The organism is Streptomyces sp. NPDC059454 (assembly GCF_042749965.1).
Taxonomy (GTDB): Bacteria; Actinomycetota; Actinomycetes; order Streptomycetales; family Streptomycetaceae; genus Streptomyces.
Map to the genome: position 1 here is coordinate 42,875 of NZ_JBHYVC010000025.1, position 16,588 is coordinate 59,462.

Below are 16,588 nucleotides of genomic sequence, written 5' to 3' on the forward strand. Positions count from 1 at the left end.
TGGTCCTGGGACCGGGGAGGCGCTCTGCGCCTCCCCGGTTCGTTCTGCGGGGTGTGAGCGAGAAGAACCGTGAGGGAAAGCGCACCGCCCGGGAGCGGATGGCGGACGAGCGCGAGAAGCAGAAGAGGGCGGAGAAGCGACGCCGTGCCCTGATCGTGGGCGCGAGCGTGCTCTGCGTCCTGGGGCTCGCGGCGGTGATCGGTGTCGTCGCCGCCAATTCGGGCGGGGACGACGAGAGCGAGGCGGCCGGCCCCGTCGTGGCGCCCTCCGGCGCCCTGGGCAAGGACGGCCTCGCCATCCCGGTCGGCAAGGAGAGCGCCAAGGCCACCCTCGTGGTGTGGGAGGACTTCCGCTGCCCGGCCTGCAAGGTCTTCGAGCAGGCCTACAGCCCCACCATCCACGAGCTGACCGACTCCGGTCAGCTGAAGGTGGAGTACCGCCTGGTCACGCTGATCGACAACGGCATGGGCGGCACCGGCTCCCGCAACGCGGCCAACGCCGCCGCCTGCGCCCAGGACGCCGGGAAGTTCGCCGCGTACCACGACGTGCTGTTCGAGAACCAGCCGATGGAGAGCGACGACGCCTTCGCCGGCAACGACAAGCTGATCGAGCTGGCCGGCAAGGTCGACGGACTCGACACCCCCGCCTTCCGCTCCTGCGTCGAGGACGGCACGCACAACAGCTGGGTCGCCAAGTCCCACGAGGCGTTCCGGAAGGGCGGCTTCAGCGGCACGCCGACGGTGATGTACGAGGGCAAGAACATCCACCAGGACCGCTCGATGACCCCCGAGAAGTTCAAGCGGATGGTGCAGGACGCCAACAAGGGACAATGACGCCCCGGACCGACCGTCCGCGGGTCCTGTTATGGAGCCGTAGCCGGACCGCCTGCCGTGCGGCCGGTCCGGCACGGTAGCGTCGACCCTGCCATGGAACTTGCCTACATTCCCAGCCCGTCGAGCGGGGTGCTGTACCTCGGCCCCGTTCCGCTGCGCGGCTACGCGTTCTGCATCATCATCGGCGTCTTCGTTGCCGTCTGGCTCGGCAACAAGCGCTGGATCGCCCGGGGCGGGCGGGCCGGCACGGTGGCCGACATCGCTGTCTGGGCCGTGCCCTTCGGCCTGATCGGCGGCCGGATCTACCACGTGATCACGGACTACCAGCTGTACTTCAGCGAGGGCCGTGACTGGGTGGACGCCTTCAAGATCTGGGAGGGCGGCCTCGGTATCTGGGGCGCCATCGCGTTCGGCGCGCTGGGCGCGTGGATCGGCTGCCGGCGCCGTGGCATCCCGCTGCCCGCCTACGCCGACGCCATCGCGCCGGGCATCGCCCTCGCCCAGGCGATCGGACGCTGGGGCAACTGGTTCAACCAGGAGCTGTACGGGCGGGCCACCGATCTGCCGTGGGCGGTGGAGATCACGTCCTCCGCCGACGGGCGGGAGCCGGGGACGTACCACCCGACGTTCCTGTACGAGTCGCTGTGGTGCATCGGCGTGGCGCTCCTGGTGATCTGGGCGGACCGACGGTTCGAGCTCGGACACGGGCGGGCGTTCGCGCTGTACGTCGCCGGGTACTGCGCGGGGCGGTTCTGGATCGAGTACCTGCGCGTCGACGAGGCGCATCACATCCTCGGCCTGCGGCTGAACAACTGGACGTCGGTCCTGGTGTTCCTGCTGGCAGTGCTGTACATCGTGCTGTCGGTGCGGAAGCGGCCGGGGCGGGAGGACGTGGTGGAACCGGGTGCCTCCGGCGGTGAGGGCGGTTCCGGTGCCGCCTTCGACGAGGCCGAGGCCGGGGAGAAGGACGAGGAGGGCGCTCCTTCCGTGAAGGAGGACGCTTCGGGATCCGAGGGATCCGAGGAGTCCGAGGAGTCCAAGGACGGGGCCGGGTCGGCGAAGAAGAGCTGACGGTCCGCAGTACGACATCGAGGGCGTCCGGGGTTTTCCGGGCGCCCTCGGTTCGTGTGGGGCGGGGAGTGTTGCGCAGCCCGGCGATCGCGGGGTGCTGTCGCGCCCACCCGTGCCGCTGGGGGCACCTCCCGGGCCTTTGAGGCACTGGGGGAGGCACGATTGCCCGAGGTGGCGACGGAAGCGGGGAACTGCTCAGGTCCTGGTGGCCAGGGACAGGGTTCTTCGGGCTGCCAGTACTACCGCTGTGTCGATGAAGGTGCCGTCGGGGAGGGCCTGGGCGCCTTGATCCATCGCCGCTGTCTTGATCACCGTTTCCGCCTGCTCGATCTCCTCCTCCGTGGGGAGGTAGGCCCGCTCGATGATCCGCAGTTGGCGGGGGTGGATCGCGGCGCGGCCCAGGAAGCCCAGGGCGCGGCCGTGGGCGCAGGAGGCTGCCAGGCCGTCCAGGTCGCGGGTGTCGGGGTGGACGGACTGGGTGGGCGGGGCGAGGCCCGCCGCCCGCGCGGCGACGACCACCCGGGAGCGGGACCAGTCGAGGCCCGCGTCGTCGCGTACGCCCAGGTCGGCCCGTAGGTCCGCCTCCCCGATGGCGATACCGCGCAGGGACGGGTGGGCGGTGGCCACGGCATGGGCGCGTTCGATGCCGAGGGCCGTCTCCAGCAGGGCGTACAGGGGCAGTGCGCCGCCGTGGGCGGTCACGGTGCGCCGGGCGACGCGTACGACGTCGGACGGGGACGACACCTTGGGCAGGCGCAGGCCGGACAGACCGGGGGCGGTCGCGACGGCCGCGAGGTCGGCGCGGGCCCAGGGGCCGGACAGGGCGTTGACGCGGACGTGGACCGGGACCGGCTGGGGGTCGCGCAGCAGTTCGGCGGTGGCGGAGCGGGCGTAGGCCTTGCGGTCGGGGGCGACCGCGTCCTCCAGGTCGATCACCACCACGTCGGCGCCGGAGGTGAGCGCCTTCGCCACCACGGGGGGACGGTCGCCGGGGGCGTACAGCCAGGTCAGCGGGAACCCCGTCACAGGGCGCCCTCCGCGCGGAGCTCCGCGAGGTCGTCGGGCGTGAGGCCCAGCTCGGTCAGGACCTCCTCGGTGTCCGCGCCGTGCGGGCGGCCCGCCCAGCGGATCGCGCCCGGGGTGCCGGAGAGCCGGAAGAGCACGTTCTGCATGCGCAGCGGGCCCAGCTCCGGATCGTCGACCGTGGTGATCGTGTCCAGCGCCTGGTACTGCGGGTCCGCCATGACGTCCCGTACGTCCTGGACGGGGGCGACGGCCGCCTCCGCCTTCTCGAAGGCGGCCAGGACGTCGGTGCGGGTGTGCCGGGCGATCCAGCCGCCGACCGCCTCGTCCAGGAGGTCCGCGTGCCGGGCCCGGTCCGCGCCGGTGGCGAACCAGGGCTCGTCGATCAGGTCCGGCCGGCCCACCAGCACCATCACGCGCTCGGCGATCGACTGGGCCGAGGTGGAGACCGCGACCCAGGTGCCGTCGGCGGTGAGATACGTGCCGCGCGGCGCGTTGTTCTGGGAGCGGTTGCCGGTGCGGGGCTGGACGTGGCCCAGTTGGTCGTACCAGGTCGGCTGGGGTCCGAGCACGGTGAGGATCGGCTCGATCAGGGCCATGTCGACGACCTGGCCCTCTCCCGTGCGGTCCCGGCCGGCGAGCGCGGTCATGACGGCGTACGCCGTGGTCAGGCCCGCGATGGAGTCCGCCAGGCCGAACGGCGGCAGGGTCGGCGGCGCGTCCGGCTCCCCGGTGATCGCGGCGAAGCCGCTCATCGCCTCGGCGAGGGTGCCGAAGCCCGGGCGGTGGGCGTACGGGCCGAACTGGCCGAAGCCGGTGACCCGGACCAGGACCAGCCGGGGGTTGACGGCGGACAGCTCGGGCCAGCCCAGCTCCCACTTCTCCAGGGTGCCGGGGCGGAAGTTCTCGATGACGACGTCGGCGGTCCCGGCGAGGCGCAGGAGGGTGGCCCGGCCGCCGGGTGTGGACAGGTCGAGGGTGATGGTGCGCTTGTTGCGGCCGAGCATCTTCCACCACAGGCCGATGCCGTCCTTCGACGGGCCGTGGCCGCGGGAGGGGTCCGGTTTCCTCGGATGCTCGACCTTGACGACCTCCGCGCCGAAGTCGCCGAGCAGGGTCGCGGCGAGGGGGCCGGCGAAGAGGGTGGCGAGATCCAGGACGCGCAGGCCGGTCAGCGGGGGACCGGCGGGGGTGGGCCTGGTCATGGGCGGGTGGCCTCCAGATGGGTCAGTCGGGCCAGGGTGTCGAAGCCGGTGCCGTGGAAGTCGCCGACGGAGGTGGCCAGGCGGTTCTTCAGCGGGGCCGTCCAGTGTTCGGGGAGCGCGCGGGGCGAACCGGCGAGGAGGGCGGCGACGCTGCCGGCCGTCGCGCCGTTGGAGTCGGTGTCCCAGCCGCCGGACACCGCGCGGCGGATGGAGCCGGTGAAGTCGCCGTCGGCATGGGTGAGGGCGGCGGCGATCAGGGCGGTGTTGGGGACGGCGTGCACCCAGTGGTGGGTGGCGGCGTAGGTCTCGTGCAGCAGGTCGACGACGGTGTCGAAGTCGGTGTGCTCGTGGGCCAGCCGGACGGCTCGGCGGACGGCCCGGGCGAGCCGGGAACGCGGCGGGACGACGGTGAGGCCGGTGCGCAGACAGGCGTGGACGTCGCGGTCGCCGGTGGCGGCGGTGGCGATGACGGCCGCCGTGAACATCGCCGCGTAGACGCCGTTGGCGGTGTGGGTGAGGGTGGCGTCGCGGTGGGCCTGCTCGGCGGCGGCGGCCGGGTCGCCGGGGTTGGTCCAGCCGTGCACGTCGGCCCGGATCAGGGCGCCGATCCACTCGCGGAAGGGGTTGTGGTGGCGGGCGGTCCGTGGGGGTTCCAGACCGCTGAGGAGGTTGCGGTAGGCGACGCGTTCGGCGGTGAAGGCGCGGCCGGCGGGGAGTTCGTCGAGCCAGACACGGGCCACGTCGGTGGTGGTGAAGGCGCGGCCGTGGCGCTGGAGGACGAGGAGGGCGAGGAGGGGGTGGTTGAGGTCGTCGTCCTCGGGCATGCCGTCGATGTTCTCGGCGAGGGAGGTCGTCGCGGAGCGACGGTTCCAGGGGTACTCGGCCAGTAGGTCCTCGGGGACGCCGTGGGCGGTGAAGTAGGTGCTCAGGGGCCAGTTGCCGGTGGCCTGGGCGAGGCGGCGGATGCCGGTGAGAGGGAGTTTCTCCACGGGTTTGCCGAGTAGGCAGCCGACTGCTCTGCCCAGCCAGGCGGCTTCCAGGCGGGTGGGGTGTGCTGCTCGGGGGGAGGTCGCGCGGCCCGGCGCTTGCGGGGTGCCTCCCCCACTCTCGGCTTCGCTCGAGCGGGAGGTGCCCCCACCGCCCACCCGTGCCGCCCTGGGGGTCCCCCCTCCGGGGGAGGCACGACTGCCCGCAGGCTGCGGCCAGTCGGTGCACAGGGATGTGATCCTGGCCAGGTCGGTCGGTTCGTCGTCTGCCGACTTGCTGGGGAGGTCGGCGAGTTCGTCGAGGAGGTCGGTGGCCAGGAGGCGGAGGTAGGGGGAGGCCGGGGTGGGGGAGGCGCCTGCGGTGAGGGGGGCTTCGGGGCCGCCCGCCGCGCGCCAGCGGGCGGCGACGGCCGAGGGCTCGCGGCCGTCCTGGGCCGCCTGGCGCAGTTCGTGGCCGATCAGGTCCTCCGGCTGGACCCAGGTCAGTCGGAGCATTCCGGGGCTCCTCCCGCCAGCTCGGCGAACGCCCGCTCGTGGGCGCGGCGGCGGTCCACGTCACGCGCGAAGATCTCGCGGGTCACGGCGGTGAGGGCGGCCGCCGGTTCCCACAGGTCGAGGCGGCTGGCCTCCGCCACCGTCTTGGCCCAGCCCTCGGGGACCGGTGAGCCGAGCGCGCCGGCCACCGCGCCGGCCATCGTGGCGATGGAGTCGCAGTCGCGGCCGTAGTTCACCGCGCCCAGGACCGCGTGCCGGAAGTCGCCGGCGGCCACCACCAGCATGCCCAGCGCGACCGGGAGTTCCTCGACGGCGTGCAGCCGGGACGGGCGGCGGGCGCCCAGCGACGGGGAGCGGTAGTCGGGGCCCACGGTGTCGTACGGCGTCACCGCCTCCCGCAGCGGACCCAGCGCCGACTCGAAGTCCGTGTGCCGGGAGGCGACGTCGCAGACCTTCTCGATCGCCTCCCGCGTGCCGTCCTTCGCCAGGGACAGACACGCGGCGACGACCGAGTCCGCCGTCGCGCCCGGTGCGCACGCCGCCGCCACGGCCGCCGCGAAGACGCCGGCCGCCTCCCTGCCGTACGACGACTGGTGCGCGCCCGCGACATCCAGCGCCTCGGCGTAGGCGGCGGCCGGACGGGCGGCGTTGACCAGGCCGACCGGGGCCATGTACATCGCGGCACCGCAGTTGACGATGTTGCCGGTGCCGGCCTCGCGCGGGTCGACGTGGCCGTAGTGCAGGCGGGCCACGAGCCACTTCTCGGCGAGGAAGATCCGCTGCAGTGGGATCGCCTCCGCCTCCAGCTCCGGGATCCAGCGCGGGTTCGTCATCAGGTCCGGGACCAGGTGGTCGGCGACGGCGTAGGCGTCCAGGTGGTCGCGGACCGTCGCGTACACCCGGATCAGCGCGTGCGTCATGAGGGTGTCGTCGGTGACGTGGCCGTCGCCCTTGTGGTACGGCGCGATGGGTCGGGCGGTGCGCCATGCGGCGCCGTTCCACGGGCCGACGACGCCGTGCACGCGACCTCCGTGGCGCTCGACGATCTGCTCGGGGGAGTACCCCTCGACCGGCCCGCCGAGGGCGTCGCCGACGGCCGCTCCGACGAGGGCGCCGGTGATCCGCTCGTCCAGGGGCAGGCCCCGGTCACTGTTTTCCGCCTCTTCGCGCGTCATGCCCGAATCATCCCCCCGTCGGGGCCGGTTGTACGGTTTCCAGGAGTCCGGCGAGTTCCACCAGGTCCGTGCCGGTGAGCCGGGGGAGTACGCAGCCGGAGAGGGTGCGGCAGCTCTCCCGCCACGTCCCCGGGATCGCGGCCCCGCCGCCCAGCGCGCCGGTGAGGGCGCCGACGAGCGCCGGGGCGGAGTCCGCGACCCGGGACAGACAGGCCGCCGCGGGGACCGCCTCCGCGATCCGGCCGTGGGCGGCGGTGGCGAGGGCGAGGGCGACGGGGACGGTCTCGGCGGCGGCGACGCCGTAGCTGTACACGTGGTCGACGATCTGGTGCTCCAGCGGTGGTACGAGGGCGAAGGCGCTGTCGGCGTCCGCCGCGAGCTTCAGGGCGTGCCGGGCGTTGCGGCCGATCTCCGTGTCCTCGGGCAGCTCGGCGCAGGCCGCCGCCACGCAGGTGTGCGGGTCCGCGCCGGCCAGTGCGAGGGAGACGGCGGCGGCCATGGCGCGGGCGCCGTGCACGCCGTCGCCGTCCTGGGTGTAGCGGGCGTCGAACTCGGCGAGGTCGGCGGCGGCCCGTGGGTCGCCGGGGTGGGCCACGGCCAGGACGCAGGCGCGGACGCAGGCGGCGTCGTCGAAGTAGTGCGGGTTGTCGTGGCCGGTGGCGGGCGGGCGCAGGCCGGTGGCGAGGTTGCCGAGGCCGGCGCGGACGGAGATGCGGGCGCGCAGGGGGAGTACGGCGGACTCCGTCTCGGGGGCGCGGTCCGCTGCCGCGGCGATCTCACCGGCCACGGTGTTCCACGTCAGGTCGATCGCCGCGCGGGTGCGGCGCTCTCGGCTCAGGTCGCCGAACGCGGCCTCGTCACCCGCCCGGAGAACGGCTTCCGCGGCGAAGGCCGCCCATTCGGCGTCGTCGGAGGGGCCGAGGCGCAGGGGCTCGGAGGGCTGGTTCAGGGCGATGGGGACGGGGAGGGTGGTGGTGGCGTTCTGTTCGGCGAAGGTGTCGAGCTCTCGGGTGAGGCGCCTTGTCCACTCGGGCATGCGGGCGGCTCTGTGGCGGGCGGCCGGCCAGCCGGCGGCGTCGCCTGCGGCGAGGCCGAGGAGGAGGCCCTCGATTCTTGCCCGCGGCGGCGGGGCGGGGCTTTCGGCCTCGGCTTCGCCTTCGGCCCGGATGTTCCCACCCGCACCGCCCGCACCACCCGTACGGCTTTCGTCAGCAGGTGCGGGTGGCTCCTGCGGTGCGGTCGCGGTGTTGGTGAGGGTGGCTGTCGGTGTTGTGGTCATGAGGGGGTCTCCTGGGTCAGCAGGTCCGCGATGTCCAGGACGTGGTGGCCCGCCATGGTCGGCAGGCAGGTGCCGCGGGCCGGGGTGATGGCGGACGACCAGGCCGGCGGGATCGTCGCGGCGCCCCGGGTCGCGCCCGCCAGGGCGCCGGCCACCGCCGCCGTGGTGTCGGCGTCGCGGCCCATGTTGACGGCCGTCAGCACCGCCTGTTCGAAGTCGCCGTCGGCCGCCGCGTACGCGCCGAAGGCGAGGGCGACCGCCTCGGGGGCCAGGTCGGTCCACGGGTAGCCGCCGATCACCACCGCCGCGCGGACCGCGCGCTCGCCGAGGTGGGCCGCGGTGACGGCGCGGCGCAGTGAGCGGGCGGTCCAGGAGTCGTCCGGTACCACCGCCAGGGCCGAGGCCACGACCGCGACCACCGGCGCCCCGGCCATCGCCGCCGCGACGCCCGCCGCGACCGCCTGGCCGCCGTAGATGCCCTCGCCGTCGTGGCTGACCGAGCCGTCGATCGCCGCCAGCCGGGCCGCCTCGTCGGGACGGCCGGCCGCGAACACCCCATGGGGCGCCGCCCGCATCGCCAGCCCGTCGCTCCAGGCGTGCCGGTGCTGGGCGGAGATCGGCGCCACCAGCCCGCGGCGCAGGTTCTCCAGCGTGCCGCGCTCGCTGAAGCCGGCGCCCCGGAAAGGTCCCTCCGCGCGGTCCGCGATCCACTCGTGCCAGGCCGCCTCGACATGCGCCGGGGTGAGCGCGGAGCCGTGCCGGGCCAGCAGCAGACCCGAGAAGATCGCGTACTCGGTGTCGTCCGTGCCCGCCGGGTGTTCCGCCACGTATCCCGTGATACGGCCCCACCGCGCGCGGATCTCGGAGGGCTTCATGTTCTCGGCCGGGGCGCCCAGCGCGTCACCGACGGCCAGGCCGAGCAGCGCGCCGCGCGCCCGCTCGCGGCGCCCGAGGGTGTCCCCGGGCGCCGGGACGGAGGGGATGCGGGCGGTCGATGCCATACGCGGCTCTCCTCTCAGGTGCGCCCCGAGAGGCGCGGAGCCCTTTGCGGATCTGTCCCCGGTGCGGTGTCCGGCGCAGCCTCACGGGGCTCAGCGTCACCCGGTCGACATCTGCGCATCCATCCACACAAACGAGCGAAACCTGCAAAACCGCAGGTTAGCCGAGCCTTTCCTTGCTGGCGGGAGGGAATCGGGAGGCATACATTGGGTGTTGTCAAAGAGTAGAACTTGTCCAAACAAGACTGTGGGGGACACAGGCATGGCCATCATCGAGACCGAGGCGACGCTGCACGAGGCGCACCGCGACAACCACACGCACCGGGACGTGAACGGCGGCTGGCTGCGCCCGGCGGTCTTCGGCGCGATGGACGGACTGGTCTCCAACCTCGCCCTGATGACCGGTGTCGCCGGAGGGGCGGTCGCTCAGCAGACCGTCGTGCTCACCGGCCTCGCCGGTCTGGCCGCCGGCGCCTTCTCCATGGCGGCCGGCGAGTACACCTCCGTGGCCTCCCAGCGTGAACTGGTCGAGGCCGAGCTCGACGTCGAGCGGCGTGAGCTGCGCAGGCACCCCAAGGACGAGGAGGCCGAGCTCGCCGCGCTCTACGAGGCCCGCGGCGTCGAGCCCCGGCTGGCCCGCGAGGTGGCCCGGCAGCTGTCCAGGGACCCCGAGCAGGCGCTGGAGATCCATGCCCGCGAGGAACTCGGCATCGACCCCTTTGACCTGCCCTCGCCCGGCGTCGCCGCCGTGTCCAGCTTCGGCTCCTTCGCGCTGGGCGCCCTGCTGCCCGTACTGCCGTATCTGCTCGGTGCGAGCAGCCTGTGGCCCGCCGTGCTGCTGGCGCTGTTCGGCCTCTTCCTGTGCGGTGCGGTGGTGGCCAAGGTGACGGCGCGGAGCTGGTGGTACAGCGGTCTGCGGCAGCTCGCCCTCGGCGGCGCGGCGGCCGGTGTGACGTACGCCCTGGGCGCACTGTTCGGAACGGCCGTAGGATGATGCGGCTCGCACCTATACATTGAGTCGCATAAGTAGTCGTTACCTGCTGGTTTCGATTGCGTGGCCACTGGGCATGAGCCGTAAGCGCTGTGGGCAAAGAGGCCGACGGCGCGCCCCGCGGGACGGGTGAAGGAGTCCTTTCCCGCCATTGGACCGACGGACACCGATCTGTTCGACCCGGTCCCCATAGCCTCCACCGCAGGCGCGGAATCCCGCCGCGACCCATGCGGTGTCCGCATGCTGGAACGTGGTATCCCGGTTCCCGAGAATCGCTCCATCATGTAACCTGCACGAAATTTCGCACCACGCAGAGGGCCAACGTCGTCCCTCGGCACTTGCCACATGCCACATGACGACGACGGGAGAGCCGATGCGTACGCCGCGCCAGCCGTCCCAGCACTCCACGAACGACCGCCTGAACTGGTCGTTCATGGATGCTCGCCCTGCTGCGCAGGGTATGTACGACCCCCGCAACGAGCACGACGCCTGCGGCGTCGGCTTCGTCGCCACCCTTACCGGCGAGGCGTCCCACACCCTGGTCGAGCAGGCCCTCACGGTCCTGCGCAATCTCGAACACCGCGGTGCCACCGGTTCCGAGCCGGACTCCGGCGACGGTGCCGGAATCCTCTCCCAGGTCCCCGACACCTTCTTCCGCGAGGTGGCCGGATTCGAACTGCCCGGGGCCGGCGGTTACGCCGTCGGTATCGCCTTCCTGCCGGAGGACGGCGCCGACGCCGCCGTCGCCCGCATCGAGGAGATCGCCGCCGCCGAGGACCTGACCGTCCTCGGCTGGCGCGAGGTGCCGGTCGCGCCCGAACTGCTCGGCGCCACCGCCCGCTCGACGATGCCGGTCTTCCGGCAGATCTTCGTCACCGCAGGCGAGAGCAGGGGCATCGACCTCGACCGCAAGGCGTTCGTGCTGCGCAAGCGCGCCGAGCGCGAGGTGGGCGTCTACTTCCCGTCGCTGTCCGCGCGGACCATCGTCTACAAGGGCATGCTGACCACCGGTCAGCTCGAGCCGTTCTTCCCGGACCTGTCCGACCGCCGCTTCGGCTCCGCGATCGCGCTGGTGCACTCCCGGTTCTCCACGAACACCTTCCCGTCGTGGCCGCTCGCGCACCCCTACCGCTTCGTCGCGCACAACGGTGAGATCAACACCGTCAAGGGCAACCGCAACTGGATGCGCGCCCGCGAGTCGCAGCTGGTCTCCGAGCTGTTCGGGACCGGCAAGGACCTCGAGCGGATCTTCCCCGTCTGCACGCCCGACGCCTCCGACTCCGCCTCCTTCGACGAGGTCCTGGAGCTCCTGCACCTGGGCGGCCGCTCGCTGCCGCACTCCGTGCTGATGATGATCCCGGAGGCGTGGGAGAACCACGACTCCATGGACCCCGAGCGGCGCGCCTTCTACCAGTACCACTCCACGATGATGGAGCCCTGGGACGGCCCCGCCTGCGTCACCTTCACCGACGGCACCCAGGTCGGCGCCGTGCTCGACCGCAACGGCCTGCGTCCCGGCCGCTACTGGGTCACCGACGACGGTCTGGTCGTCCTCGGCTCCGAGGTCGGCGTCCTCGACATCGACCCGGCGAAGGTCGTCCGCAAGGGCCGCCTGCAGCCCGGCCGCATGTTCCTGGTGGACACCGCCGAGCACCGCATCATCGAGGACGACGAGATCAAGGCCGCCCTCGCCGCCGAACACCCCTACGCGGAGTGGCTCGAGGCCGGCGAGATCGAGCTGCCCGACTTGCCCGAGCGCGAGCACATCGTGCACACCCACGCCTCGGTCACCCGCCGCCAGCAGACCTTCGGCTACACCGAGGAGGAGCTGCGGGTCCTGATCGCGCCGATGGCCAAGGCCGGCGCCGAGCCGATCGGCTCGATGGGCACCGACTCGCCGATCGCCGCGCTGAGCGAGCGTCCGCGCCTGCTCTTCGACTACTTCACCCAGCTGTTCGCGCAGGTCACCAACCCGCCGCTGGACGCGATCCGCGAGGAACTGGTCACCTCCCTGCGTTCCCCGCTGGGCCCGTCGGGCAACCTGCTGGAGCCGAACGCGGCCTCCTGCCGCAGCGTCGTCCTGCCCTTCCCGGTGATCGACAACGACGAGCTGGCCAAGCTCATCCACATCAACGCCGACGGCGACCTGCCCGGCTTCAAGGCCGCGACCCTGTCCGGCCTGTACCGGGTGTCCGGCGGCGGCGACGCGCTCGCCGCCCGCATCGAGGACATCTGCGCCGAGGCCGACGCCGCCATAGAGAACGGCGCCCGGCTGATCGTCCTGTCGGACCGGCACTCCGACGCCGAGCACGCGCCGATCCCGTCGCTGCTGCTCACCGCGGCCGTCCACCACCACCTCATCCGCACCAAGCAGCGCACCCAGGTGGGTCTGCTGGTCGAGGCCGGCGACGTCCGCGAGGTCCACCACGTCGCCCTGCTCATCGGCTACGGCGCCGCCGCCGTCAACCCGTACCTGGCGATGGAGTCCGTCGAGGACCTGGTCCGCGCGGGCACCTTCCTGTCCGGCATCGAGGCCGAGCAGGCCATCCGCAACCTGATCTACGCCCTCGGCAAGGGCGTCCTGAAGGTCATGTCCAAGATGGGCATCTCCACGGTCGCCTCCTACCGCGGCGCCCAGGTCTTCGAGGCCGTCGGCCTCGAGGACGCCTTCGTGGAGAAGTACTTCAACGGCACCGCCACCAAGATCGGCGGCGTCGGCATCGACGTCGTCGCCAAGGAGGTCGCCGCCCGCCACGCCAAGGCGTACCCCGCCTCGGGCATCGCTCCCGCGCACCGTGCGCTGGAGATAGGCGGCGAGTACCAGTGGCGCCGCGAGGGCGAGCCGCACCTGTTCGACCCGGAGACGGTCTTCCGCCTCCAGCACTCCACGCGCTCCGGCCGCTACGACATCTTCAAGAAGTACACCGAGCGGGTGAACGAGCAGTCCGAGCGCCTGATGACGCTCCGCGGCCTGTTCGGCTTCGCGTCCGGCCGGCAGCCGATCCCCGTCGACGAGGTCGAGCCGGTCTCCGAGATCGTCAAGCGGTTCTCCACCGGTGCCATGTCGTACGGCTCCATCTCCCAGGAGGCGCACGAGACGCTCGCCATCGCCATGAACCAGCTGGGCGGCAAGTCCAACACCGGTGAGGGCGGCGAGGACCCGGAGCGGCTGTACGACCCGGCCCGCCGCTCCTCCATCAAGCAGGTCGCCTCCGGCCGCTTCGGCGTGACCTCCGAGTACCTGGTCAACTCCGACGACATCCAGATCAAGATGGCCCAGGGCGCCAAGCCCGGTGAGGGCGGCCAGCTGCCCGGCCACAAGGTCTACCCGTGGGTCGCGAAGACCCGGCACTCGACGCCGGGCGTGGGCCTCATCTCCCCGCCGCCGCACCACGACATCTACTCCATCGAGGACCTCGCCCAGCTGATCCACGACCTGAAGAACGCCAACCCCCAGGCGCGCATTCACGTCAAGCTGGTCTCCGAGGTCGGTGTCGGCACCGTCGCCGCGGGTGTCTCCAAGGCGCACGCGGACGTCGTGCTGATCTCCGGCCACGACGGCGGCACGGGCGCCTCCCCGCTGACGTCGCTGAAGCACGCCGGCGGTCCCTGGGAGCTCGGCCTCGCCGAGACCCAGCAGACCCTGCTGCTCAACGGCCTGCGCGACCGGATCGTCGTGCAGACCGACGGCCAGCTCAAGACCGGCCGTGACGTGGTCATCGCCGCGCTGCTCGGCGCCGAGGAGTTCGGCTTCGCCACCGCCCCGCTGGTCGTCTCCGGCTGCGTCATGATGCGCGTCTGCCACCTGGACACCTGCCCGGTCGGCATCGCCACCCAGAACCCCGTCCTGCGGGACCGGTTCTCCGGCAAGGCCGAGTACGTCGTGAACTTCTTCCGGTTCATCGCCGAGGAGGTCCGCGAGCTCCTCGCCGAGCTGGGCTTCCGCTCCATCGAGGAGGCCGTCGGCCACGCCGAGGTGCTCGACGTGACCCGCGCGGTGAACCACTGGAAGGCGCAGGGCCTGGAGCTGGCCCCGCTGTTCCACGTGCCCGAGCTGCCCGAGGGCGCCGTCCGCCACCAGGTCGTCGCCCAGGAGCACGGCCTGGAGAAGGCGCTCGACAACGAGCTGATCAGGCTCGCCGCCGACGCGCTCGCCGCGTCCGGCGCCGAGGACGCCCAGCCGGTGCGCGCCCGGGTCGCCATCCGCAACATCAACCGCACGGTCGGCACCATGCTCGGCCACGAGGTGACGAAGAAGTTCGGCGGTGCGGGCCTGCCCGACGACACCATCGACATCACCTTCACCGGCTCCGCCGGCCAGTCCTTCGGCGCCTTCGTCCCGCGCGGTGTCACGCTGCGCCTGGAGGGCGACGCCAACGACTACGTCGGCAAGGGCCTGTCCGGCGGCCGGATCGTGGTCCGCCCCGACCGCGGCGCCGACCACCTCGCCGAGTACTCGACCATCGCGGGCAACACCATCGCGTACGGCGCGACCGGCGGCGAGCTGTTCCTGCGCGGTCGTACGGGCGAGCGGTTCTGCGTCCGCAACTCCGGCGCGCTGGTCGTCTCCGAGGGCGTGGGCGACCACGGCTGCGAGTACATGACCGGCGGTCACGCGGTCGTCCTCGGCGAGACGGGGCGCAACTTCGCGGCCGGCATGTCCGGCGGCATCGCTTACGTCATCGACCTCGACCGGGACAACGTCAACGCCGGTAACCTGGACGCCGTAGGGGCCCTGGACGACGCCGACAAGCAGTGGCTGCACGACGTGGTCCGCCGCCACCAGGAGGAGACGGGCTCCACCGTCGCCGGGAAGCTGCTCGCCGAGTGGGACACCGCCGTGCGGCGCTTCAGCAAGATCATCCCCAGCACGTACAAGGCAGTGCTCGCCGCCAAGGACGCCGCCGAGCGAGCCGGTCTGTCCGAGACCGAGATCACCGAGAAGATGATGGAGGCGGCGATCAATGGCTGACCCGAAGGGCTTTCTGAACCACGGCCGCGAGGTCGCCAGGTCGCGTCCGGTCGAGGAGCGCAGGAAGGACTGGAACGAGGTCTACGTTCCCGGCTCCCTGCTGCCGATCATCAGCAAGCAGGCCAGCCGCTGCATGGACTGCGGCATCCCGTTCTGCCACAACGGCTGTCCGCTGGGGAACCTCATCCCCGAGTGGAACGACTACGCCTACCGCGAGGACTGGGGCGCCGCCTCCGAGCGGCTGCACGCCACCAACAACTTCCCGGAGTTCACCGGCCGCCTGTGCCCCGCTCCGTGCGAGTCGGCGTGTGTGCTCGGCATCAACCAGCCGCCGGTCACCATCAAGAACGTCGAGGTCTCGATCATCGACAAGGCGTGGGAGACCGGTGACGTCGCCCCGCAGGTCCCCGAGCGCCTGTCCGGCAAGACCGTCGCGGTCGTCGGCTCGGGCCCGGCGGGTCTGGCCGCCGCCCAGCAGCTGACCCGGGCCGGCCACACCGTGGCGGTGTACGAGCGCGCGGACCGCATCGGTGGTCTCCTGCGCTACGGCATCCCCGAGTTCAAGATGGAGAAGCGGCACATCAACCGCCGTATCGAGCAGATGCGCGCGGAGGGCACCAAGTTCCGCACGGGCGTCGAGATCGGCCGCGACATGCCGGCGACGGCGCTGCGCAAGCGGTACGACGCCGTGGTCCTCGCCGTCGGTGCGACGACCGCGCGCGACCTGCCGGTGCCGGGGCGCGAACTCAAGGGCATCCACCAGGCCATGGAGTACCTGCCGCTGGCCAACAAGGTGCAGGAGGGCGACTTCGTGGCGCCCCCGATCACCGCCGAGGGCAAGCACGTCGTGGTGATCGGCGGCGGTGACACCGGCGCGGACTGCGTGGGCACCGCCCACCGTCAGGGCGCGGCCTCCGTCACGCAGCTGGAGATCATGCCCCGCCCGAACGAGGAGCGGAACCCGGTCTCCCAGCCGTGGCCGACCTTCCCGATGCTCTACAAGGTCACGTCCGCCCACGAGGAGGGCGGTGAACGGGTCTACTCCGTCTCCACCACCCACTTCGAGGGCGACGAGGACGGCAACGTCCAGTGGCTGCACCTGAGTGAGGTCGAGTTCGTCGACGGCAGGCTGACCCCGAAGCCGGGCACCGAGCGCAAGATCCCGGCCCAGCTGGTCACCCTCGCCATGGGCTTCACCGGCACCGACCGGGACAACGGCCTGGTCGAGCAGTTCGGCCTGGACCTCGACGAGCGCGGTAACATCGCCCGTGACGCCGACTTCCAGACCAACGTGCCCGGCGTGTTCGTCGCCGGTGACGCCGGCCGCGGCCAGTCGCTCATCGTGTGGGCGATCGCGGAGGGCCGCTCGGCCGCCCGCGGCTGCGACCGCTTCCTCACGGGGGCGAGCGAGCTGCCGGCCCCGATCCGCCCGACGGACCGCTCACTGATGGTCTGACGGAACGGTGCACAAGGAGACCTGACGGTCCCTCACACACGTCCCGTACAACGGCGTACGGAACACATGGTGGCGCCTGCCCGCCAGTCCCCGACCGGACGACT

Annotated in this window: 11 protein-coding genes; 5 read left to right on the forward strand and 6 right to left on the reverse strand. The window is 72.3% G+C overall.

Going from position 1 to position 16,588, the window contains the following annotated elements; genetic code table 11:
- Positions 1 to 53: 53 nt before the first annotated feature.
- The gene (locus tag ACFXAE_RS19015; protein ID WP_384715760.1) at positions 54 to 833 is read left to right on the forward strand and encodes a thioredoxin domain-containing protein; all 780 of its coding nucleotides are present in this window, start codon (positions 54 to 56) and stop codon (positions 831 to 833) included.
- 93 nt (positions 834 to 926) lie between these two features.
- Positions 927 to 1,904, forward strand: a complete 978-nt coding sequence (lgt, locus tag ACFXAE_RS19020) for a prolipoprotein diacylglyceryl transferase (protein ID WP_384715763.1) — start codon at positions 927 to 929, stop codon at positions 1,902 to 1,904.
- A gap of 195 nt (positions 1,905 to 2,099) precedes the next feature.
- Here the strand turns inward: lgt and ACFXAE_RS19025 are convergent, their stop codons facing one another.
- The 6 genes from ACFXAE_RS19025 to ACFXAE_RS19050 are packed head-to-tail and all read right to left on the reverse strand — an operon-like array spanning position 2,100 to position 9,068.
- Positions 2,100 to 2,930, reverse strand: coding sequence for an HpcH/HpaI aldolase/citrate lyase family protein (locus ACFXAE_RS19025; protein ID WP_384715766.1), 831 nt, complete (start codon positions 2,928 to 2,930; stop codon positions 2,100 to 2,102).
- Positions 2,927 to 4,132 carry a CaiB/BaiF CoA transferase family protein gene (locus ACFXAE_RS19030; protein ID WP_384715769.1) on the reverse strand — a complete coding sequence of 402 codons (1,206 nt, stop codon included), beginning with the start codon at positions 4,130 to 4,132 and terminating at the stop codon, positions 2,927 to 2,929. Before ACFXAE_RS19030 ends, ACFXAE_RS19025 begins: the two co-directional genes overlap by 4 nt.
- Positions 4,129 to 5,613, reverse strand: coding sequence for an ADP-ribosylglycohydrolase family protein (locus tag ACFXAE_RS19035; RefSeq protein WP_384715772.1), 1,485 nt, complete (start codon positions 5,611 to 5,613; stop codon positions 4,129 to 4,131). The genes ACFXAE_RS19030 and ACFXAE_RS19035 overlap by 4 nt, the downstream gene beginning before the upstream one ends.
- Positions 5,601 to 6,788 carry an ADP-ribosylglycohydrolase family protein gene (locus tag ACFXAE_RS19040; RefSeq protein ID WP_384715775.1) on the reverse strand — a complete coding sequence of 396 codons (1,188 nt, stop codon included), beginning with the start codon at positions 6,786 to 6,788 and terminating at the stop codon, positions 5,601 to 5,603. Before ACFXAE_RS19040 ends, ACFXAE_RS19035 begins: the two co-directional genes overlap by 13 nt.
- Before the next feature lie 7 nt (positions 6,789 to 6,795).
- Positions 6,796 to 8,067, reverse strand: a complete 1,272-nt coding sequence (locus ACFXAE_RS19045; RefSeq protein WP_384715778.1) for an ADP-ribosylglycohydrolase family protein — start codon at positions 8,065 to 8,067, stop codon at positions 6,796 to 6,798.
- Positions 8,064 to 9,068 (reverse strand): ADP-ribosylglycohydrolase family protein, encoded by a 1,005-nt coding sequence (locus ACFXAE_RS19050; protein WP_384715781.1) that lies wholly within the window; start codon positions 9,066 to 9,068, stop codon positions 8,064 to 8,066. The genes ACFXAE_RS19045 and ACFXAE_RS19050 overlap by 4 nt, the downstream gene beginning before the upstream one ends.
- A gap of 259 nt (positions 9,069 to 9,327) precedes the next feature.
- Here ACFXAE_RS19050 and ACFXAE_RS19055 point away from each other — a divergent pair, with 259 nt between their 5' ends.
- From ACFXAE_RS19055 to ACFXAE_RS19065, 3 genes are all read left to right on the forward strand, one after another.
- The gene (locus ACFXAE_RS19055) at positions 9,328 to 10,059 is read left to right on the forward strand and encodes a VIT1/CCC1 transporter family protein (protein ID WP_384715784.1); all 732 of its coding nucleotides are present in this window, start codon (positions 9,328 to 9,330) and stop codon (positions 10,057 to 10,059) included.
- 370 nt (positions 10,060 to 10,429) lie between these two features.
- Entirely contained in the window at positions 10,430 to 15,028 is a 4,599-nt protein-coding gene (gene gltB / locus ACFXAE_RS19060; protein WP_384715907.1) for a glutamate synthase large subunit, read from the forward strand.
- Complete coding sequence (locus ACFXAE_RS19065) at positions 15,021 to 16,484, forward strand: glutamate synthase subunit beta (protein WP_384715787.1); 1,464 nt, start codon at positions 15,021 to 15,023, stop codon at positions 16,482 to 16,484. Before gltB ends, ACFXAE_RS19065 begins: the two co-directional genes overlap by 8 nt.
- The last annotated feature ends 104 nt before the right edge of the window (positions 16,485 to 16,588 follow it).